This is a genomic window from Synechococcus sp. MU1625, assembly GCF_020514205.1.
In the GTDB taxonomy this organism is placed as follows: Bacteria; Cyanobacteriota; Cyanobacteriia; order PCC-6307; family Cyanobiaceae; genus Parasynechococcus.
The window spans coordinates 53,118-72,766 of sequence record NZ_VTLA01000003.1 but is presented as its reverse complement, the minus strand read 5'-3'; the positions used below and the strand labels follow the sequence as shown (position 1 = coordinate 72,766).

Annotated in this window: 18 protein-coding genes; 6 read left to right on the top strand and 12 right to left on the bottom strand. The window is 59.2% G+C overall.

Annotated features, from left to right (window positions below; all coding sequences use genetic code 11):
- The first annotated feature begins 5 nt into the window (after nt 1-5).
- On the top strand, nt 6-836 hold the full coding sequence (locus tag FZX13_RS07505) for a sulfotransferase family protein (RefSeq protein ID WP_226408948.1): 831 nt from the start codon (nt 6-8) through the stop codon (nt 834-836).
- A gap of 5 nt (nt 837-841) precedes the next feature.
- On the opposite strand, the gene FZX13_RS07500 is transcribed toward FZX13_RS07505, so the two are convergent.
- From FZX13_RS07500 to FZX13_RS07455, 10 genes are all read right to left on the bottom strand, one after another.
- Nucleotides 842-1,702 carry a sulfotransferase gene (locus tag FZX13_RS07500; protein ID WP_226408946.1) on the bottom strand — a complete coding sequence of 287 codons (861 nt, stop codon included), beginning with the start codon at nt 1,700-1,702 and terminating at the stop codon, nt 842-844.
- Nucleotides 1,699-2,823: a glycosyltransferase gene (locus tag FZX13_RS07495; RefSeq protein ID WP_226408944.1), complete on the bottom strand. Its 1,125-nt coding sequence runs from the start codon at nt 2,821-2,823 to the stop codon at nt 1,699-1,701. The genes FZX13_RS07500 and FZX13_RS07495 overlap by 4 nt, the downstream gene beginning before the upstream one ends.
- A complete protein-coding gene (locus FZX13_RS07490; protein WP_226408942.1) occupies nt 2,820-4,082 on the bottom strand; it encodes a glycosyltransferase in 1,263 nt (420 codons plus the stop codon). The genes FZX13_RS07495 and FZX13_RS07490 overlap by 4 nt, the downstream gene beginning before the upstream one ends.
- A complete protein-coding gene (locus FZX13_RS07485) occupies nt 4,082-5,221 on the bottom strand; it encodes a glycosyltransferase (RefSeq protein ID WP_226408940.1) in 1,140 nt (379 codons plus the stop codon). The genes FZX13_RS07490 and FZX13_RS07485 overlap by 1 nt, the downstream gene beginning before the upstream one ends.
- Entirely contained in the window at nt 5,218-6,165 is a 948-nt protein-coding gene (locus FZX13_RS07480) for a hypothetical protein (protein WP_226408938.1), read from the bottom strand. Before FZX13_RS07480 ends, FZX13_RS07485 begins: the two co-directional genes overlap by 4 nt.
- 221 nt (nt 6,166-6,386) lie before the next feature.
- Nucleotides 6,387-7,574 (bottom strand): glycosyltransferase, encoded by a 1,188-nt coding sequence (locus FZX13_RS07475; protein WP_226408936.1) that lies wholly within the window; start codon nt 7,572-7,574, stop codon nt 6,387-6,389.
- Entirely contained in the window at nt 7,574-9,412 is a 1,839-nt protein-coding gene (locus FZX13_RS07470; protein WP_226408934.1) for an ABC transporter ATP-binding protein, read from the bottom strand. Before FZX13_RS07470 ends, FZX13_RS07475 begins: the two co-directional genes overlap by 1 nt.
- Nucleotides 9,413-9,478: 66 nt before the next feature.
- Nucleotides 9,479-10,516 carry a glycosyltransferase gene (locus FZX13_RS07465; protein WP_226408932.1) on the bottom strand — a complete coding sequence of 346 codons (1,038 nt, stop codon included), beginning with the start codon at nt 10,514-10,516 and terminating at the stop codon, nt 9,479-9,481.
- A gap of 10 nt (nt 10,517-10,526) precedes the next feature.
- Nucleotides 10,527-11,240 carry a heme oxygenase (biliverdin-producing) gene (locus FZX13_RS07460; protein WP_226408930.1) on the bottom strand — a complete coding sequence of 238 codons (714 nt, stop codon included), beginning with the start codon at nt 11,238-11,240 and terminating at the stop codon, nt 10,527-10,529.
- A gap of 75 nt (nt 11,241-11,315) precedes the next feature.
- Nucleotides 11,316-11,759 (bottom strand): hypothetical protein, encoded by a 444-nt coding sequence (locus FZX13_RS07455; RefSeq protein ID WP_226408928.1) that lies wholly within the window; start codon nt 11,757-11,759, stop codon nt 11,316-11,318.
- Nucleotides 11,760-11,836: 77 nt separating this feature from the next.
- Here FZX13_RS07455 and FZX13_RS07450 point away from each other — a divergent pair, with 77 nt between their 5' ends.
- Together FZX13_RS07450 and FZX13_RS07445 are read left to right on the top strand one after the other, a co-directional pair.
- Nucleotides 11,837-12,592, top strand: coding sequence for a 5'-methylthioadenosine/adenosylhomocysteine nucleosidase (locus tag FZX13_RS07450; RefSeq protein WP_226408927.1), 756 nt, complete (start codon nt 11,837-11,839; stop codon nt 12,590-12,592).
- Nucleotides 12,589-13,797 carry a ChbG/HpnK family deacetylase gene (locus FZX13_RS07445; protein ID WP_370630800.1) on the top strand — a complete coding sequence of 403 codons (1,209 nt, stop codon included), beginning with the start codon at nt 12,589-12,591 and terminating at the stop codon, nt 13,795-13,797. The genes FZX13_RS07450 and FZX13_RS07445 overlap by 4 nt, the downstream gene beginning before the upstream one ends.
- Here FZX13_RS07445 and FZX13_RS07440 read toward each other — a convergent pair.
- On the bottom strand, nt 13,780-14,730 hold the full coding sequence (locus FZX13_RS07440; protein WP_226408923.1) for a glycosyltransferase family 2 protein: 951 nt from the start codon (nt 14,728-14,730) through the stop codon (nt 13,780-13,782). The genes FZX13_RS07445 and FZX13_RS07440 overlap by 18 nt on opposite strands.
- A gap of 82 nt (nt 14,731-14,812) precedes the next feature.
- Between FZX13_RS07440 and FZX13_RS07435 the strand changes: the two genes are divergently transcribed.
- From FZX13_RS07435 to FZX13_RS07425, 3 genes are read left to right on the top strand one after another with little or no spacing between them, the layout of a single operon-like run.
- A complete protein-coding gene (locus tag FZX13_RS07435; RefSeq protein WP_226408921.1) occupies nt 14,813-16,237 on the top strand; it encodes an NADP-dependent isocitrate dehydrogenase in 1,425 nt (474 codons plus the stop codon).
- Nucleotides 16,238-16,258: 21 nt separating this feature from the next.
- Nucleotides 16,259-16,984 (top strand): sulfotransferase family 2 domain-containing protein, encoded by a 726-nt coding sequence (locus tag FZX13_RS07430; protein ID WP_226408919.1) that lies wholly within the window; start codon nt 16,259-16,261, stop codon nt 16,982-16,984.
- Between the two features lie 43 nt (nt 16,985-17,027).
- The gene (locus tag FZX13_RS07425) at nt 17,028-18,404 is read left to right on the top strand and encodes a (Fe-S)-binding protein (protein ID WP_226408917.1); all 1,377 of its coding nucleotides are present in this window, start codon (nt 17,028-17,030) and stop codon (nt 18,402-18,404) included.
- On the opposite strand, the gene FZX13_RS07420 is transcribed toward FZX13_RS07425, so the two are convergent.
- Nucleotides 18,303-19,649 carry a four-carbon acid sugar kinase family protein gene (locus FZX13_RS07420; protein WP_226408915.1) on the bottom strand — a complete coding sequence of 449 codons (1,347 nt, stop codon included), beginning with the start codon at nt 19,647-19,649 and terminating at the stop codon, nt 18,303-18,305. The two genes, FZX13_RS07425 and FZX13_RS07420, sit on opposite strands and share 102 nt — an antisense overlap.

Sequence of the window (19,649 nt, the reverse complement as noted above, 5' to 3'; positions counted from 1 at the left end):
ACGTCTTGGCCTCTGACGCAACCTTCTTGCTCGGCGTTGGTGCCCAGAAAGCAGGAACCTCCTGGCTGCACGATCAACTGCAACGTCGAGGCGACGCCGATTTCGGCTTTCTTAAGGAGTACCACGTTTTCGATGCTCTCGAGCTGGAACGCTTTGCCTGCTTCCGGCCCAAGCACCCCACACCGCTGAAGTGGCGCACCTGGCGTCGGGCACGGTTCATCGAACGTCCCGAGCGCTACTTCGACTACTTCGCATCACTGCTCAAGCCACCCCAGATCCGCCTGACAGGAGACATCACCCCCTCCTATGCCGGGTTGAAAGCGGAGAGCTATCAGCGCATCCAGCAGGCCTTCGCGCAACGCGGCGTGCAAATGCGGGCGGTGTTCATCATGCGCGACCCAGTGGAACGGTTTTTGTCGCAGCAACGCATGCAACTGCGCAAGCGTGGCTTGCTCACACCCGCGCATGAAATCGAGCACCTGGATAAGGCCAGCATCAAGCTGCTCAAGCGTGAATCTCCTCGGAACGATTACCCCGCCACCCTCGATGCACTGCGGGGCGGACTCGCTGAATCGGAGGTCTTCATCGGCTTGTACGAAACCCTGTTCACGCCAGCAGCACATCAGGATTTATGCCGGTATCTCGGCATCCCAGAGCAGATCCCCGATTTGAGCCAACGGGTGAACGCCAGCCAAGCCACCACCTCGGTTCCGCCGGAGCTATTGCAGCGCCTGGGCCAGCACTTCGCCCCTTTGGTGACGGCTGTGCAGGAACGCTGTCCGGATTTAGCAGTTGAGCAGCACTGGGCCACCGCCATGACCTGGCGGGGGGGCTGAGACCATCAGCGGCAAAGCAAATTGTTGGAATAGACCAGGCGGCGGTTCATCCGGGCAACGCCAGGCAGGAGCAAGCCGAGATGCGCAGCCGTTGGTTCTTGCGCCCCCAACCAGACACCGTCGTAAGCAATCGTTCGGCTGCGATCCGCGTCGAAACGCACCCGGTTCCCCGCGAGGATGTGGCTGCTGCTGTTGAGACCAGGAGCCAGCATCGTCTCCTGGAAATCGATCGACAACCAGGCGCAGAGCAACTGCAAACTGCGCTGGGGCTGAAGCGCAAATTCCTCATAACCCAGACGAAAAACCGGGTATGGAGACTGGCGAAAAGCCCTTTCAAACTTGGCATTGACACGCCACCAGCGCGCCAGCTGACGCGCTGCCGGCAAGCGTTGGCCTGCCTTACGACCGGCCTGGGCCCGGGAATGAACCCAGGAGCGCACATCACGCACGAGATGAATGATCCGGATGTCAAACATCGCCTCGGGCAGCCGCGTCATCTCCAGATCGTCCTGATACGAGTCCACATGCCACACCGCCTCACCGGCGTGGGGTGAACCCGTCAGCAGCCGCTGCACTTTCTCCTGCATCGACGTTTGGTCATGCAGGCGCAGCCACTCGAGCTGAGGTCCCCAGAGTGGGCACTCCGCCGCAATGGCACCACAGGTGCAACGCCGCTCAAACCGATGGGCACCGCGTAGTTGACTGGGCCCGCGATGTTCGTCACCAGGCTGTGGCGTCGCCAGAATTCGCGCCGCCTCACCCAGGCCAATGATCTGCGGATGCGCCCCCAGGGCCAAATCCAGCATCGTCGTGCCGCTGTGGCCGAGGCCACGGATCAGCAGCAACTTCAATCGCTTGCTGCTCATCGGCTGTGGCCCATCAAATCGTTGAGGAGCATTGTGATCTGATCCACGTGATGCGCCACGGTGAATTGAGCCTGAGCCCGACGGTGCCCCGCAGCACCCCAAGCAGCCGCGAGATCCGGGCGATCCACCAGCAAGGCCATGGCCTCCGCCATGGCCAGGCGATCGCCTTCCTCCACCAGCCGACCGGTCTGCTGATCCACAACCACGTCAGGAATCCCACCATGGCGGGTTGCCACAACGGGCAGGCCACAAAGTTGAGCTTCCATCACGGAGACCGGGCATCCCTCCTCATCACCATCCTCAGCTGTGCGGGAATGCTGCACAAACGCCCGCGCGCGCCGCATCTCCTCCACCACCGCATCGGGTGGAAGCACGCCAGGGAACTGAACCAGCTGCTCAAGGCCGAGCTGGCGCACCCGTTCCTGCACGACAGGAAGCAACGGTCCATCACCCACCATCACCAGGCGGCACGAATCGGCCTGGTCAGTCAGGCCGCGCAAGAGGGCAAAGGCTTCCAGGGTGTCCATCGGACCTTTTTTGGATACAAAGCGGCCGACCGCCAGAAACCGCGGTGGCATGGAGGCAGGAGTGGCCCCCTGAAACCGCTGCTCATCGGCACCGGATGGACTGATCACGAGCTGTGCCGGCTGAGCGCCAAGGGCGATCAAACGGCTCCTCATGATTTGGTTCTTGACGATCACAGCAGAGGTGAGCTGAAACAAACGGCGATAGCGCTTCTCGAGACGCTTCAGATAGCGCTCAGCTGAGGCATCGGCACCGCGGAAGTGAACCGCCAGGGGGACTCCCGTGCGAGCCAGCTCCATCACCCGTACGGCATGAAAGCCGAACTCCACCATCACCACATCCGGCCGGTGGCGTCGCACCAAAAGCACAGCCACGATGGAAGTGGGCAGCGTGGCCAGTCGCAGCCAGCCCAACCGGGTGCAGACCTTGCTGATCAGTACCGCCAGCCCATAGAGCGCTTTAAGGGGCTCGCGGCAAGGAATCTCATCCCCGAAACAAGCCTCCACTGCAAACGGCAAGCGGGCCAGATTCGCGCGCACGAAGGTTTCCGTCCTCGCGCGCCGAGTCGGCGCCAACACCAGAACACGAGCGGTCATGACAACGCCAGGATCGACCGCCAAAGCGGTTCCAACTGGGGCCAATCCAACGAAGCGATGCGTTCCCTGGCCGCCGCACCCATCCGCCGACAGCGCACTGGATCCGAGGCCAGCTTCACCATCGCGGCGGCGAGAGCAATCGGATCATCACTTGGCACGACCAAACCGCTCACACCCGGCTCAACCACCTCCAAGGGGCCAGGGGAAGCATCCGTCACGATCACCGCCAGACCGGCAGCCATAGCCTCCAGGAGTGCATTGGGCATGCCTTCAAAACGGGAGGGCAACACGAACACGGCAGCCTCCGCCAGGAACCGCTCCGGATCGGGGCGGAACCCCATGCATCGCAACCGACCCGAGACCCCGAGATCCTGCGCCTGCTGCTGCAACATCTCGCGCTCCGGCCCATCACCCACCAAGGTGACGGGCCATTCCGTTGCGGCTCCGCTCAGCCTTGGCAAGGCATTGATCAACACGTCCAGTCCCTTCTGCGGCACCAACCTGGCAACACTGATAAAGCCAACGGCGCTCGCCTGATCTCCACGTGCCCCAACCCTGGGGGCACCCGGCAAAGGATTGGGCAGCAGGGCCAGCCGCTCCCAGGGCCCCATGGATTCCAGAGCCGAAAGAACACCGGCTGTGTTGGCTGTCACCACATCGGCGCGGCGATAGGCAAAGGGGCGCAAGCGCTGCCACACCTCCGGGAGCAGCTGAAGCGAGGGATCGTTGCGCTCTGACACCACGAGGTGGATCGGAAGGTCCCAGGCAGCACAACAGCACGTGATGTTGGTGCGGGTGAGCAGGGCCAGGACCCGATGGGGCAGCTGACTGCGGAACTGCCGGCGCAGCTGCCGGAGACGAAAACCAGCCGTCGCCTCTGATCCCACACGAAAAAGCTGCATGGCAAGGCCCCGACCCCCTGGACAGACACGGGCTTGGAACCAGCGTTCGAACCAGCGCAGCTGCAGTTGAAACAACCAGCGGATCAGCTTGTCGAGCTGCGCCAGGGTGAAACGACCAGCGCGAGCCCACCAGGAACGATGGGTCGGTGCCCCCAGTTCAAGCAGAGGAATGCCGTCAGGAAGGGCATGGGCCACAGGATGCCCTGGGATGAGCGTGACCAGCTTCACCTTCAAACCCTGAGCAGCGAAATGGCGGGCGGCTATCAAGGCAACTTTTTGAGCGCCCCCCGCTCCGAGATGCGGCAGCACCAGCCACAGATCATCACGACCTGAATTCGCCAGCAGAGGCTGTTGCATCAAAGAGACCCCATCAAATCGAGAAACACAGGTCGCAAGCTCTCAGGTGCATTGCGCTGGCGGACCGCTTGAGCCTTGGACGCAAAGGCCACGCGCGCAGCTGTGTCCTCCAAGGCCTGGCGCAAGGGTTGTTCCATGTCGGTTGAGGCGACTTGCTCGGACACAAGCCAACCGTTCAATCCTGGATCAATCAGGTCCGAAGGGCCGGTGGGACAGTCCACCGCCAGACAAGGAAGACCGGAGGCCATCGCCTCGAGCAAGACATTGGGATACCCCTCAAAACGAGATGAGAGAACAAACAAGGCACTGGCCTTGTACCAATCCCCAACATTGCCGACGTTCCCCGGAAGGATCAAACGTGAGGACTCAGTGCCCATGAGCTGGCGCAACCGGGCCGCCTGATTGACGCCGCGATATGGAGCGTCGTCGATGCCAAGAATCACCAGCGACCAATCGGGGAAGTCAGCCTGCAAGCGAGCGAACGCGGCCACCAAGCGATCAAAGCCTTTCTGATGGAGCTTGGTTCCAACCGCCAGGATCACCTTCTGGCCCGGCGGAACGGAACGCTCCGGATTCAGCCAGGGAGCCAGACGCGGTATCGGCCAAACAATCGCGTTGGCCAAAACCGCTGTGCGGCGGGCCAAGCCGCGTTGATGGAGCCACTGAGCAATGCCCTGCGTTTGCACCAAATGCAAATGAGCTCTGGGATAGGCCAAACGACGCAACAGGCGCCAACGCCAAGCCAGCGGCCGAGCCGGAGGGTAATTGCGCTCTGAAAGCACCAGACGCGACGACAGACCGATCGATGCCAGCGCCAACTTGATCGATGGCAGCGTCGTCATCCCGATCAAAAGAGCTGGCTGTTCTCGCTGAAGCAACTTGCGCAAGCGCAAGAGCTTCAACGGCCAAAACAAGGCACGATTCATCAAACCTGGCAGGGCAGGCTCCTGCACGCGGCGAAGACCAGCGGGGACGGGATAGAAGTCGTGGCTGGCGGACTTTGAGGTCAACAACGTGACGCTCCAACCTCCCTTCGACAGCCATTCGGCCCATTGAAGGGTGACGCGCTCTGCACCACCGATTTTGAGCGAATCAATGAAAAGAAGTGCCGACCTGCGCGGATGTGCTGCAGCCGTCATGGCTCGGGCTCGGTGAGTTGCCTCTGCACCAGCGCCGCGATCGTGTCGTTCAGACTTCCTTCAGAGGAGTGATTCAGCAGACGCGCCCACTGACGGCACGCCTGCGGGGTAACGGAACCACCCGCCCGGTGAAGCTCCACACAACTCTGCTGCAAAGCCTCAAGGAACAGGAGATGGTTTTCCTGAGGCGTCCTTCCCCTGACCCGTCGCCTCGGGGCGAGCCCTGCAGCGTTGGCGGTCGTCCAAGCGTTCAACAAGGTCAACGCATCACTGCGTACCTTTCCGTATTCACGCGGGTCGAGCAGAAAGCCAAGGGCAAGACCGCGCCCGAGGTTGCTGGACATGCGGAACAACGCATCAGCATTCATCTGATCCCTGTCGATCGCACGACTGAATTCAGCCAAGCGTTGCCAACACCGCGCCAGCAAAGGCATGTCCCCCTGAAGAAGAGCGAGGTGATAGAGAGCACTGCTGATCGACACATACAGCTTCCCAAGATTCTGCCGATTGGACTGCGGACAACAGGTCGTTGCATCGTCGCTGCGCAGCTTCTCTGCCATGCCCTCCAAAGCGGCTACCAACTCCTGAGCGCGCGCCGAATTCTCTAGGCGAAGAATCAGATAAGCCTCAGCGACGAGCGCATAGGAGCGCCGGGTGAGGTCAAGGTCGGCACGATGCGAAAGCCAACGAAAAACCTCATCGCTTTGGTGGAGATCACGGGGGCGAGATCCGGTGCGAAAAAGAACCCGATCCACAGCTCGATAGTCCGACGCAATCAGGGATCGCTCCATCAGAGCAAAGGCCTCAGGCAATGCACCAGCCCTTAACGCCAGGGTGCACTGCATCGAGACAACATCAATCGCATTCGGCCACCGGCGCCACGCCGCATCAGCAATCCAAGAAGCCTGTTGATACTGATGAAGGCGAAGGCTGCCATCGAACATGAGATAGCTCGTTGAAGCTGACGTCAGCCTCCCTTGCGTGAGCCGAAACACAGCAACGCCTAACGCGTGACCCAGGCGGCTGTTTCGACAGACATACGCCAACGGACTGGTCCAAAGCTGTTCACGCCGCTGGTTGAAAGATTTCAGCAACGCAAAAATCGGCGGAGCAACGCGTTTAAGCCATCTCTTGACAGCAACCAGCTGGAGCGAGAGCTGCTCCTTCATCCAACGCATTCCCCTTGAGAACGCAGCAGCTTCAGCATGCGACGGGTTCGACTTTGATAGGTGTAACCCTCAATTCCGCTCAATCGCTCATCGAGACGTGGACCCTCTCCTGCCAAAACACGTTGGAGCTGCTCGCTGAACTCCAACGGATCCGGTGGGCAGAGGCAACAAATGGCCTCAAAGGCATGAAGGGCATGAATCCGCGTGGAGACCACAGGCAACCCAGCGAAGAGATACTCAAAAAATTTCATCGGAAACATCGCGCGGGTGTAGGGATTGCACTGCAATGGCAACCAGGCGCACTGAAAGGCAGCCAAAAACTGTGGGAGTTGGCTGTAGGGCTTCGGGCCAAGCCAATGCACATTGCTGAGACCACACAACTGCGAGAGATCCGTGCTGGGCTCACCCTCTGACCGTGGCCCGATGAAAACGAATTGCCACTCAGGGCGACGAAGGGCGACTGCACGAATCAGCGCAAAATCAAGTTTGTAGCTGCTGATCGCACCAACGAAACCAATTTTGGGCTCTGGAATTCCTACCAACTCGGGCGGAAAGACGAACGTGGGGTCATCACGAAGTTCAAGTGAGGCGGAAAAATGATCCCGGTCAGCAACATTGGGCTCGTAACAGATTCGTTCTGTATAGGTTGTCAGCCGTTCAGCGAGATACGGCGACGTTGTGAACACCTGGTCGACGGAGCGACATAAGCGGGCTTCTTCAGATTCAATCAAACTCTTGGGCATACAGGGCTGCTCCTGAACCGCATCAACCGCGTGATAGATCGACAGTTCGAACCCTTTCAACGGCAAATAGAGCAACGTCAGCGGGTTGTAGGTCCAAAGCCAAGGGGAACGGAAGCGCAACAACCAACAAGCCAGTGACACGCTGAAACGAACCATCAAGCGGTTGAGGCGTAGCGCAATCCCACGGGATCCACCGGGCACAACCAAGGGAGACAACACCCAGATCCCCGGTCGCACCGCCCGCAGGAAACGCAGCCCAAGAAACAGCCTCCGTAGGATCCTTCTGAAATCCTGGGTTTTGGTTTGAACCGAGCGAAGACCAAGTGATTCAACGTACAAAACTCGCTCACCTTCAGCGGCGAGTGCACAAGCAACGTGCTGCTTGTTCGTCCACAGGGGATGATCCCAGTCAGCGGTGGATAGCAGAACGATATCTGCCATCAAGTGTTTTCAATGCGATACATATCCCTGAACGTTTCCGAATTCTCGCAGAGAGAGACAAAATCGCCCTGAGCGTGGATCTTGCCATTTTCAATCTCGACAATTCGGTCGCACTTTTTGACTGTTGACAGCCGATGGGCGATCACGATGGTTGTGCAGCGACGCCCCACCAGATCCAAGGCCTGAAGAAGATCATGCTCTGTTCTGTTGTCAAGAGCACTTGTCGCTTCATCCAAGACAAGAACCTTGGCACCACGATAAAAGGCTCGTGCCAGCGCGAGACGCTGACGTTGCCCCCCAGACAACTTGACGCCATTTTCTCCAATCATGGTGTAAAGGCCATAGGGCATTTGAGCCACAACATCATCAAACTGAGCCGTCTTCAACGCAGCCCAAATATCCTCATCGTCGATCGAATCATTGTCCAATCCAAACGCCACGTTGTCGCGAATACTTCCATCAAAAAGACGAATATCTTGAGGCACCAAGGCGCAATTGGCCTGCCAAGCAGGCAAGTCTTGCGCACTCACAGGAATGCCGTCCAACATGAGCTGACCCGATGATGGCTGGAGCAAACCCAGCAACAGATGGGCAATTGTGGTTTTTCCGCTTCCCGTGCGCCCAACCAAGGCAAAACGGGAGCCAATCGGAATCGAGAGATTGACTGCATCAACAATTAATTTTTCGCTGCGCCGATACAAAAAACTGACATCCTTCAACTGAATCAGCCGGCGGGGCATTAACCCTTCTGGGGTTGGCACACCAGGAGAAGACAAAAGAAGTCTCTCAGGCTTCAGATCCAACAAGTCCAGCGCATCTTTTATTTCAGGGAGGCCACCACGCAAACGATTAAGACTACGGAATGTGTTCTGCAGTGGCCCAGAAATCTTCAACAACGTGAACATGATTGCGAACAAATCGGGAATCGCATTACGCACATCACTGGAATCCCCATTCAAAACAGCTGGGGCCAAACCGACCAAGAAAAGAATCGAAACACCAGCAGGCTCGATCAAAAAGCGCGGAACATCAGGCAGTAAGCGCGTCAGTCGGTCGTACCTTTTTGCAATGACTCCATCCGAAGAAAAGCGAGTCACAAAATATTTATCAGCCGAATACAGATGAACATCACGTATGGATCGCAACGACTCCATCAGCAAAAGATTGATACGTCTGCCGTAACGAACACGCTGCTTGGTCGCCAACCTTAAATAAGGAGTAATAAGCACCGAAGCCACTGCGTAGGCAATCAACATCAGCAAGAAGATGGCCAAGGCCTGATAGCCAAGGACAAAAACAACACCAACCAATAGAGACGTGACCGACAAAGCATTGCCGGCAATCGCAATCAAAGGAATCACAACCTTGGTTGAAACACTATTGAGAATTCGATTGAATTTTTCGGAGAGATTGGCCGTACGGTTTTCAATAAAAAATTCATATTGCTGCTGAAGAACATTTTGGTACACCTGATTGACGAGGTCATTCCATATCTCCGCACTCAGGAGACTTTGCATCAAAGACACAAGAAAACGCACGAAAGATGTAAGCCAGAATGAAGCAATCAATAAGGCCAAAAGCCAGCCAGTTTGATCTAAAATTCCGCCACCAAAAACCCAAATTCCTGGCAAGCGATCTGCAAGCTTTGCACCTGAGAACAGGCCAACAAATCGGGCCAAAAATGCAATCAGAAGAAGATCAAGGATGCCCTGAAAAAACGACGCAAGAAGGACAAAACCGACCAACCGTTTCCGCCTTGCCGGCAACTTGCCCAGCAACGCCGAAATATCTTTCCAAGTCTGACTCTGCAGGGAAAATCTTGGAAACTGACGGCTCATCTTTCCCAAGCCAGAACCGACGCATCAACCTCTTCAGTGACCGTACGCGCCAAGGATCATGCTGCCCTAACGGGAAGGCCAGACGGGCAACCGATTGACCACTCGCTGAAGCCGTGAGAGCAGCTGCTGCAGCTGCAACCGCCACGTGGGGGCACTACTCAGATCTGGCCCGGATGCAGCTTCCAGGGCATCCAGGAGAGTGAAGGCGTCTCGCCAGCGCTTCAGCAGCTCAGCTTCTGAACATTCCTGCAGCAAAGCCTCCAAACGGTCGACTGAAGGGCGCCAGCTCTGGGGAGCAGCAACAGCGCCCTTGATCCGCTCGAGATCGAAACTCAGACGTCCACAACCAACCTGATGCAGGGTGTGACTGGGATCGCCGTAGTCGGCCAGGGCATGATTCAGGCTGCTGAACACAACGCAGCCGCAAGCCAGCGCTTCCAGCGGCGGCAACCCGAAACCCTCGGTCACGCCGCGGCCGCGCCAGTACTCCGCTGAGTCGTAGAGGTACACCGTGGAGCTATTGAACAGTTCGACCAAGTCATCCACCCAGCCGGCCTGCACCTCCACCACAAGACCGGCCTGCCGCAACGCCGGCACCAACTGGTTCAGTACATAGGGGCTGCTCTTGCGGGCTTGCACCAGCACATCGATGGATCGACTTTGGCGTGCCGAACGGTCGCCACGGTCAAGCCAAGCCTGGTCCAGGGCATTCGGAACCAAGAACAAGGGATTGCGGGGAGCCTTGTCACCCCAATAGCCCAGGGTGTTGCGGCTGACGGCCAATACCGGGACTCCAGGCGGCAACCCAAAGCCGTATTGGCTGCTGTGGGCGTGATAAACAACCCGGCGGCCGTTCAACCGACGGATCAAACCAGGAACGTCAAAGCCCCAACTGACCACCCAGACAACTTGAGCATCAGGGGGCTCATGACGAAGACAATCATCCAGGTACGGATGATCGGGTGAACGCTCGCGGTAAGTGACCAATTCGGTCGGGCACAGATTCTCTACCAGTCGGGCGGTCTGCTGTTCGACGCTGAGCCCACCACAACGAAAGCGGCGACCGGTCCCGGGGACCAGAAAACGAATCAGTTCGGTGGGCACCAGCGAAAACTCAAGCGGCGGCGGCCTCGGTGCTGCCAGCCCGCTGACGTCGAGTCAGGAAACCGAACAGAACCTTGCCAATGGCGGCAACGAGATTGCCCTCAAGCTCCTTGAACATGTTCATGTTCAGGTGGAAGGCATGGTTGGCTTCCTCAACAATGCGATCAGCCGTGGCCTGATCGATCGGGAGACTATCCATGGCAGACCGGTACTGGGTCTTGAACGCCTTCTCGTCGGCAATGTCATCAAAGACATAGAAACGAAGACCATCGTCTCCATCCATATTCATTGCCTTCTGAGCGATGTTCTTGAGGATCTGACCACCGGAGAGATCACCGAGGTAACGGGTGTAGTGGTGACCCACCAAGAGCTCAGGGGACTCCTTCGCAACAGCATGAATCCGTTCGACATAAGCCACTGCCGACGGAGACGGCTGAATCTGCTCTTTCCAACCCTCACCGAAGTAGTAGGTGAGGTCTTGCTCGAGAGATTCACGACGATTGAGCTCTTTCTTGCCAATCGGTCCAACAACAGGATGATCACCCAGCTTGTCGATCTCCTCTTCCATCGCCTCATAGACGAAGTAGAGGTCTGCAACAAGCTTGCGATAGCTTGATTTGTCGACGACGCCTTTTAAGAAGCAACTCACAAAGCCGGTGTTTTCGGCCATGGTGTGAGACTTTTTCGTGCCTTCACGGATCTGGGCAGCCAGTGCAACGGACATGAATGCTTGTGATTGGACCGATAGAAGGACCCTATAAGCAGTCCACGTAAGGGTGGCCTTGAGCGTTGCGAAGGGTTACGCCGCTGTATCAGATACAGCATGTCCGTCGAACAGTTCAAACAACTGGCGACAGATCTGCTGAAGCTGCTTCACCTGCTGCTGCTGGGGCAAATGGCGGCCTTCCGGCAGCCACTCACCGACCGTGGCCAGGCGCCAGCGTTCGCCGTCGTAGGTCATGCCCCGCATCAACACCCCCAGCAGACGCAGCTGTTCATCACCTCTCTCTTCGCTGATGCGCAATTGCATCAGCAAACTGCGGCATTCCAGCCGTGGACTCCAACCAGGAAAGTGGAATGAAAGATCCAACGATTCCTCCTCACTCCACTGCCGGGTCTGCGGGTCATCCCGCCAGGGGCTGAGGTTGGCCTGTGCAGCAGGAAACTGTTGACGCACCAGCGTGATCGTGGAGGCCAGTGCTCGCATCCGGGCCACGCTGTGTACCGACTCACCCGCGTTCACTGGACCCTCCGACTTCCGCACAGTGTGCAGGGAGATGCAAGAGGTCGCCGTTACGGTTGCCCGAGGTTTAAGAAACCATGACGCAACCGCTGCACATTGCCCTGCTTGGCGCGATGCCGGAGGAGATCGGCTCCGATCTCAGCCACCTCAAGGACCTGAGCTGCAGCGAACACGGAGATCTCAAAATCCATCGGGGATCCTGGGGTGACAACGTGCGCCTCAGCCTGGCCTGGAGCGGCTGGGGCAAGGTAAGCGCTGCGCGAGCCGCCACACGTCTGCTCGCCAGCGATCCCAGCATCGATCTGCTGTTGTTCACCGGTGTCGCCGGCGCTGCGGATCCAGCCCTGCGTCAATGGGATGTGGTGTTGGCCGATGCCGTGGTGCAGCACGACATGGATGCCCGACCCCTGTTCCCACGGTTCACGCTGCCAGCGCTCAATCAGGACCAGCTCCGACCACAGCCGACCTGGTTTCACTGGGCCAAGACCGCTCTTCAGGAGGCTCACGGCGCCAGCGAACTGGACGGATTCGCACGTCCACGCAGCGGTCTGATCGCCACTGGGGATCGCTTCATCGGCGATCCCGTGGTGCTGCAAACACTGCGGGACGCCCTTCCCAATCTGCTGGCCGTTGAGATGGAAGGCGCCGCCGTCGCGCAGGTGGCCGAACAGGAGGGCGTCCCCTGGCTTGTGCTTCGGGTGATTTCCGATGGTGCCGATGAGGCGGCAGCCCAGAGCTTCGAAGACTTCGTCAAACGCTACGAGGAGAAGGCATGGCGGCTGATTGAGGCCCTGCTGCAACGCTGCAACGACACGCCCAAACGATGCGAATGATGCCTCTGCTGAACCGCTTGCTGCGGTACGGCGTCGTAGGGGGCACGGCCGCCGCGGTTCACATTGGCGTGCTTCTGCTGCTGGGCCAGTGGATGACCCTGAGCCTGGCCAACCCCATCGCCTTCCTGGCCGCCTCAGTAGCGGGGTATCTCGGCCACGCCTTACTGACCTTCCGGGAAGAGACTGGTGGTCGCCAGTTCGCCCGTCGCTGGCTGCTGCTGCAGTACGTCGTCAACATCAGCGTCTGCGCTCTGCTGCCGCTGCTCAAAGCCCCGATCTTGGTGCTGGTGTTCACACCCACGGTGCTGAATGCACTGATCTGGAGTCGAGCGGCCCGCTTCAGTGCCAAGTCCCGCCACCAACAAAACGGCCAACCACCCCTGCTCCATGCCGACGACCTCGGGTTGGCTGAGGGGGTTGATGCGGCGATCATCGATCTCGCCCGAAGGGGACAGATCCAGGGAGCCAGTCTTCTGGTGAATGGTCCAAGTGCAGCTGCCGCTGTCGAAGCCTGGCGCGACCTTGCTGATCCATCACCACTCACGCTTCACCTCTGCCTGACCGAAGGGCATCGCCTCCCCAACGCTCCGGATCTGCCAACCGGATTCGGCACCTTGCTGCTGGCCTCGATCCTGCCGTGGCAACGCCAACGCATCTCACCCCAGCTGCGCACGGTTCTGCTGCAGCAGATCAGCCGCTACCGCCAACTCACCGGGCTGCAGCGGATCCGACTCGATGGCCACCAGCACATCCATCTCGTGCCCCTGGTGCTGGATGCCGTGCTGGATCTGGCCCGTTCCGAATCGATCACCTGGGTGCGCACGACGCGGGAACCCCTGCCGGAAGGCTTGTCCCTGAAACTTTGGTGGCGCAGCCTGCAAACAGGAGGGCTGATCAAGTGGCTGATCCTGCAGCTGCTGAGCGGGCTGGCCATCCCCCGGCTACGCCGGGCCGGGATTCCAACCAACCAGCGCTTCGCCGGTGTGTTGTTCAGTGGATCGATGTTCGGCAATGCGTTGCGTCGCAGCTGGATCACGGCCCACAGCCCCAGCACGATCCCTCGCGAATCAAGGCCCGTTGTGCTCATCCACCCGGCCCGCAGCCATGCCGCATCGGGCATGGATCAGGAGACCTTTCAGCAGTCCGTGGCCTTTTTCAACTCCTCCCACCGCCAAAAAGAGTGGACTTCAGCGCAACAGCTCTGAACCCTGATGCACGGCTCTGACGAAATAATGCGGCCGCCGTTTGACATCGATGTAGATCCGGCCGATGTATTCGCCCAGCACACCGATGCCAATCAACTGAATCCCCCCGAGGAACAGAACAGCCACGATCAGTGAGGCATAGCCCGGCAGATCCACACCAAAGACCAGGGTGCGCAGAACGATCAGTGCGGCATAGATGAAGCTCAGGAACGAAATCAGAACACCGATCACGCCCCAAACCTTCAACGGCTTCACCGTGAACGAAAAGATGCCGTCCAGGGCATAGCGCCAGAGCTTGAGAGAGCTCCAGGATGTGGCACCAGCGACGCGAGCCACACGGCTGTAGGCGATCTCCTCGCTGCGATAACCGGTCCAGGGCATTAACCCCTTGGAAAAACGCGTGGCCTCACGCAACTGGGTCACCGCCTCAACCACGGGTGCACTCAGCAGACGGAAATCACCGGCCCCCTCCTGAAGCTGGATCGAATCCACCAGGCGGTTGAACACCCGGTAGAACCAGGATGCTGTGGCGACCTTCACCAGCCCTTCGGCATCGCGGTCATCCCGCACGGCGGTGACCACCTCGGCGCCATTGCGCCAGGCCTCCACCATCGCCGGAATCCGTTCGGGAGGGTGCTGAAGATCGGAATCGATCAACACCGCCGCGGCACAGCGTCCGTTGGCGTAGTCCAGCCCCGCCAGCATCGCCGCCTCCTTGCCGAAGTTACGGGTGAGCTCCAGCAGCGTGACGCCCTGGTCGGCATGGCTCTGCTGCCAGGCTTGGATCACCGCCACCGTGGCATCGGAGGATCCGTCGTCAATGAGCAGAAGACGGTCAACATCCGGCAAGGCCATAACCCTCTCGATAAAGGCGCTGATCACCTCGGCTTCGTTGAAGCAGGCCGCCACCACCCACACCTGCTCACTGGCCATGAATGCGCGGTTTGCACTATCAGGAACCGTAGGGCTACCGGCTCAGTCATAGGCTCGGCCTGCTGACGCCCGACCAACCGCCATGGCCCAGTTCGAGAAGCTCACCGCCCCCAGCCAGGGCACACCGATCCGCTTCAAGAACGGTCAACCCGTGGTGGCCAACAACCCGATCATCCCCTTCATCCGGGGCGATGGCACCGGCGTTGACATCTGGCCCGCCACGCAAAAGGTTTTGGATGCGGCCGTGGCCAAGGCCTACAGCGGCAGCAAGAGCATTGAGTGGTTCAAGGTGTATGCCGGCGATGAAGCCTGCGACCTCTACGGCACCTACCAGTACCTGCCCGAGGACACCCTCGAAGCGATCCGCAGCTACGGCGTGGCCATCAAAGGCCCCCTCACCACACCAGTGGGCGGCGGCATCCGTTCGCTGAATGTGGCCCTGCGCCAGATCTTTGATCTGTATTCCTGCGTGCGCCCGTGCCGCTATTACGAAGGCACCCCAAGCCCCCACAAGCGTCCCCAGGATCTGGACGTGATCGTCTACCGGGAGAACACCGAAGACATCTACATGGGGGTGGAGTGGGAAGCCGATGACGCCGTCGGCCAAGAGCTGCGCAAGCACCTCAACGAAGTGGTGATCCCCGCCAACGGCAAGCTCGGAAAGCGCCAAATCCCCGAGGGATCAGGCATCGGCATCAAGCCGGTGAGCAAAAACGGCAGCCAACGCCACATCCGCAAGGCGATTCAGCACGCCCTTCGCCTTGAGGGCAACAAGCGCCACGTGACCCTGGTGCACAAGGGCAACATCATGAAATTCACGGAAGGGGCCTTCCGCGACTGGGGCTATGAACTGGCCACCACCGAATTCCGCGATGTGTGCATCACCGAGCGGGAGAGCTGGATCCTCGGCAACCTCGAGAAGGACCCCAACCTGAGCGTGCAGGCCAACGCACGGATGATCGAACCGGGCTACGACAGCCTCACACCAGAGAAGAAAGCCGACATCGATGCGGAAGTGCAGGCGGTGATCGACGCCATCGGCAGCAGCCACGGTGACGGCAAATGGAAAGAAATGGTGCTGGTGGATGACCGCATCGCCGACAGCATCTTCCAGCAGATCCAGACCCGCCCCCAGGAGTATTCGATCCTCGCCACGCTCAATCTCAACGGCGACTACATCTCCGATGCCGCGGCCGCGATGGTGGGAGGCCTGGGCATGGCCCCTGGCGCCAACATCGGCGAGAACGCTGCCATCTTCGAAGCGACCCACGGCACCGCCCCGAAACACGCCGGCCTCGACCGGATCAACCCCGGTTCGGTGATCCTCAGCGGCGTGATGATGCTGGAGTTCCTCGGCTGGCAGGAGGCTGCTGATCTGGTGACCAAAGGCCTCAGTGCCGCCATCGCCGACAAGCAGGTCACCTACGACCTGGCCCGACTGATGGAACCCCAAGTGGACCCCGTGAGCTGCAGCGGCTTTGCCGAGGCGATCATTGAACGCTTCTGAACAATCAACTGCTAGAAATTCGTGATTATTAATCACTCAAATAAATTCATATTTTTTGCCAACCGGAAGACAGCATCGACATCAACAGCGATTGCACTGTCCAGCAGCTGCAATTGCAAAGACGTCATTACGCCATTAGGTCGAGACGAAAAGATTCGCCGGGAGCTTGGCTACCAGGGACCCACAAATTATATTCCCTGGTGGAACAAAATTAACTACTTTGCAATTAGAGCAAAATGCAAATTACAGAAAAAAGGCGTCAGCCGATATCTCAAATCAATTGGGTTGCACACACACATTGAGGCGACAACTGCCCTTAGCAAAAATTACATCAGTGCATCGACATTTGAGAGCTATTACAGCTTCTGCTTCATTCGAAACCCATGGGACCATGCTCTTTCCCAGTTTTTTGAACTCAAAAAAGACCAGAAAAGCCACAAAGACCTCGATCTAGACACTTTTATCAACGGCGGTCTTCTAGAAAATTTCGCAACTTCTTGCCGATCAATTTATAGCCACAAAGGAACAATCCTCGTAAACCACTTATATCACTATGAACAACTTCAGGAAGCCATTGAAAATCTATTTAATGATCTCAATCTAACCGGAAATCCACAACTTCCCAAAGCCAAATCCACCTTACGCACCGACAAAAGGCCCTACAAAGAAATACTCAACTCAAATCAAAAAGACGCAATTGAGCGCATCTTTTACCAAGAAGTGGAATGGGGAAAATATCAGTTTTAAAGCCTTCCAGGCAATGAAATCGTCAAGCAGTCAGACTTGACTGATGGGACTCGAATCCGGCTCTTCATCTCGCACCCAACTCCCCGGCCTTCCCGCCGGTGCCGCTGACCCCTGCGTGCACTGCGGCTTCTGCTTGCCCACCTGTGCCAGCTATCGGGTGCTGGCCAGTGAGATGGATTCCCCCCGCGGCCGCATCCATGCACTGCGGGCAATAGAAGCCGGCGAGCTGGAACTGGATGCCACGGTCGCCAGCCATTTCGACACCTGCCTTGGCTGCTATGCCTGCGTCAGCGCCTGTCCTTCAGGGGTGCGCTACGACCAGCTGATCGAAGCCACCCGGCCAAAGCTGATCGATGCGAGCCAGCGAAGCCCATGGCAGGTGGCCTTCCGCCAGCTGCTGCTGCAGGTGCTGCCCTACCCCAAGCGCCTGCGGGCCCTGCTGCAACCGCTGCGGGCCTATGCCGGCACACCACTGCAACGCCTGGCCCGCCGCTCCGGGCTCACCCGTCTGTTTGGGCCGGAGATCGAAGCGATGGAGCAACTACTGCCCCCCCTGGTGCCGGAAAGCTTCAGCGACCAACTGCTTCAGATCAATCCCGCCACCGGCGAACGCCGCGGCCGCGTGGCGCTGTTGCTGGGGTGCGTTCAGCGCTGCTTCGATCCCAGCGTCAGCACCGCAACGGTGAAGGTGCTGCAGGCCAACGGTTTTGAGGTGGTGATTCCACCTGAGCAAGGCTGCTGCGGTGCCGTGAGTCATCACCAGGGTGAGCTGAAGCTCACCCGCCAACTCGCGAGGGATCTCGTCCGCAGCATGAACGCCGTGCCCGGTGAGCTGGATGCGGTGATCGTGGCCGCCTCCGGCTGCGGCCACACGATGAAGGCCTACGGCGAGCTGCTGAACGGCGACATCCAATTCCGTGCTCCGGTACTGGATGTGCTGGAGTTCCTGGCGGATCGCGGCCTCCTGGAGACGTTCCGCACGCAACTGCAACCTCTTCCCGCGGTTGTGGCCATGCATGACGCCTGCCACATGATTCACGGCCAGGGCATCCAGGCCCAACCTCGCCAACTCTTGCGAGCCATCCCCGGCATTCAGCTGAAGGAAGCGACCGAAGCGGGGGTGTGCTGCGGCAGTGCAGGCATCTACAACCTTGTGCAACCGGAGGAGGCCGCTGAACTGGGGCGGATCAAGGCCGATGACCTCAGCGGCACCGGAGCTGAACTGGTGGCCAGCGCCAACATCGGTTGCACCCTGCAGTTGCGGCGGCACCTAGGCGATCGGGCTCAGGTACTGCACCCGATGGAACTGCTGGCCGCTTCAGCCGGCCTCCATGCGCTGCCAGGCGTCCCGCAGGGTGTCGGCACCACCAAGATTGCCGGGGAAGGTGAGAATCGGCAGACCGCTACAGAGTTCCCCTGACGGGCGCACGAGCGATAGTCCCGGCAACAGCTGCCCTTCCAGCTGCACCGACTCAAGTGACAAACCACCGGCCAGCAGCGTCTGGGTGGTGATGCCCCCTTTGCTGATCAGATAGCCCAAATCAGGGGCGAAGGCGGCCGCCAATCGAGCCATCAACTCGGCTAAAGCGCAGGACAAGCGCCGGCCCTCGTGCTCTGAAGCACAACGCAGCTCACCGCGGCTGGTGAACAGCACCGGTGTGGCGCCAGCGTCGAACAGCGCTCGCAACTGCTGCAACCAGACCCGCTCCAGGTCTGCCAACAACAGATCGGGTGTTGGTCCCTCCAGCACCCTGGCGATGCGATGCACCGGCAGCTCCAGGCCAGCACAACCGTGGGCAGCCAAAAGCCGGTCGAGTTGCTGATCCGCCAAGGGCACGTGCGAGCCCACCATCACCAATCCCGGCAGAGCCGTTCCGTCGGCAGCTCGTCGCCGCAGCCCCACAAGGCCTTTTGCATCCAACGGCGGTGGGCCGGGATCCGCCAGGGCCTTCACCATGCTGGCGGCAGAGCGGAACAGAAAACGTTTCTCTCCCTGAAGGGCACGCACCGCTGCGGCTAAAGCAGTGAGCTGCTCCTGACGCTCGGCATCCACCACCACCGACACATTGGCCTGGAAACAGCGGAGGCGATCAATCAACTGCGGCATGCCAGCACCACAGGCAGCATCGAGCTCACGGCCAGACATCCTCAGCACCGAAGCCGCGACAATGGTTCCATCGCTTTTCTCCTCCAGCCAGCAGGCCAGATCACTACTGCTGAAACCAAACAGCCGGTCTTGGGCAAACGGCGTTGTGTGCACCGGTTCGCCGTGGAGGAGATGTACCCCGTTCACGGTGGTACGGCCTCCTTCCAGAAAAGCCGGCACATGCAAGGTGGCATCAAAAGGGCCGAAGGACGCCTGCAAAACCTCAGGCTCCAGAACCCCATGGCCGCGCAGAGTCGAATCCCCGCGACTCACCAACAGCACCTGATCACGCGCCAAACCCTCCCGCTGCAACGCCTGATCCAGCGCAGCGGCAATGCTGCGGTTGCGTTCAGCCGCATCCGTTGGCGTAAGCGCCCGGGTGTCCGCCAGCAAAAACAACAACGACGAGGGCTGGCACAACCCCCGGCGCAGGGTTTCGACATCCCAGCGCAACAGCAGAGGACAGCTGTGCACCGTCTGCGAGCCGGTGGGATCGTCGTCAATGACCACAACCTTCAT

Bases quoted from the DNA above. Each gene is read 5' to 3' on its own strand.
- FZX13_RS07470 (WP_226408934.1), bottom strand. From the start codon at position 9,412: ATGAGCCGTCAGTTTCCAAGATTTTCCCTGCAGAGTCAGACTTGGAAA.
- FZX13_RS07485 (WP_226408940.1), bottom strand. From the start codon at position 5,221: ATGACGGCTGCAGCACATCCGCGCAGGTCGGCACTTCTTTTCATTGAT.
- FZX13_RS07450 (WP_226408927.1), top strand. From the start codon at position 11,837: ATGACGCAACCGCTGCACATTGCCCTGCTTGGCGCGATGCCGGAGGAG.
- FZX13_RS07425 (WP_226408917.1), top strand. From the start codon at position 17,028: ATGGGACTCGAATCCGGCTCTTCATCTCGCACCCAACTCCCCGGCCTT.
- FZX13_RS07490 (WP_226408942.1), bottom strand. From the start codon at position 4,082: ATGCAACAGCCTCTGCTGGCGAATTCAGGTCGTGATGATCTGTGGCTG.
- FZX13_RS07440 (WP_226408923.1), bottom strand. From the start codon at position 14,730: ATGGCCAGTGAGCAGGTGTGGGTGGTGGCGGCCTGCTTCAACGAAGCC.
- FZX13_RS07480 (WP_226408938.1), bottom strand. From the start codon at position 6,165: ATGTTCGATGGCAGCCTTCGCCTTCATCAGTATCAACAGGCTTCTTGG.
- FZX13_RS07475 (WP_226408936.1), bottom strand. From the start codon at position 7,574: ATGGCAGATATCGTTCTGCTATCCACCGCTGACTGGGATCATCCCCTG.
- FZX13_RS07420 (WP_226408915.1), bottom strand. From the start codon at position 19,649: ATGAAGGTTGTGGTCATTGACGACGATCCCACCGGCTCGCAGACGGTG.
- FZX13_RS07500 (WP_226408946.1), bottom strand. From the start codon at position 1,702: ATGAGCAGCAAGCGATTGAAGTTGCTGCTGATCCGTGGCCTCGGCCAC.
- FZX13_RS07435 (WP_226408921.1), top strand. From the start codon at position 14,813: ATGGCCCAGTTCGAGAAGCTCACCGCCCCCAGCCAGGGCACACCGATC.
- FZX13_RS07445 (WP_370630800.1), top strand. From the start codon at position 12,589: ATGATGCCTCTGCTGAACCGCTTGCTGCGGTACGGCGTCGTAGGGGGC.
- FZX13_RS07460 (WP_226408930.1), bottom strand. From the start codon at position 11,240: ATGTCCGTTGCACTGGCTGCCCAGATCCGTGAAGGCACGAAAAAGTCT.
- FZX13_RS07495 (WP_226408944.1), bottom strand. From the start codon at position 2,823: ATGACCGCTCGTGTTCTGGTGTTGGCGCCGACTCGGCGCGCGAGGACG.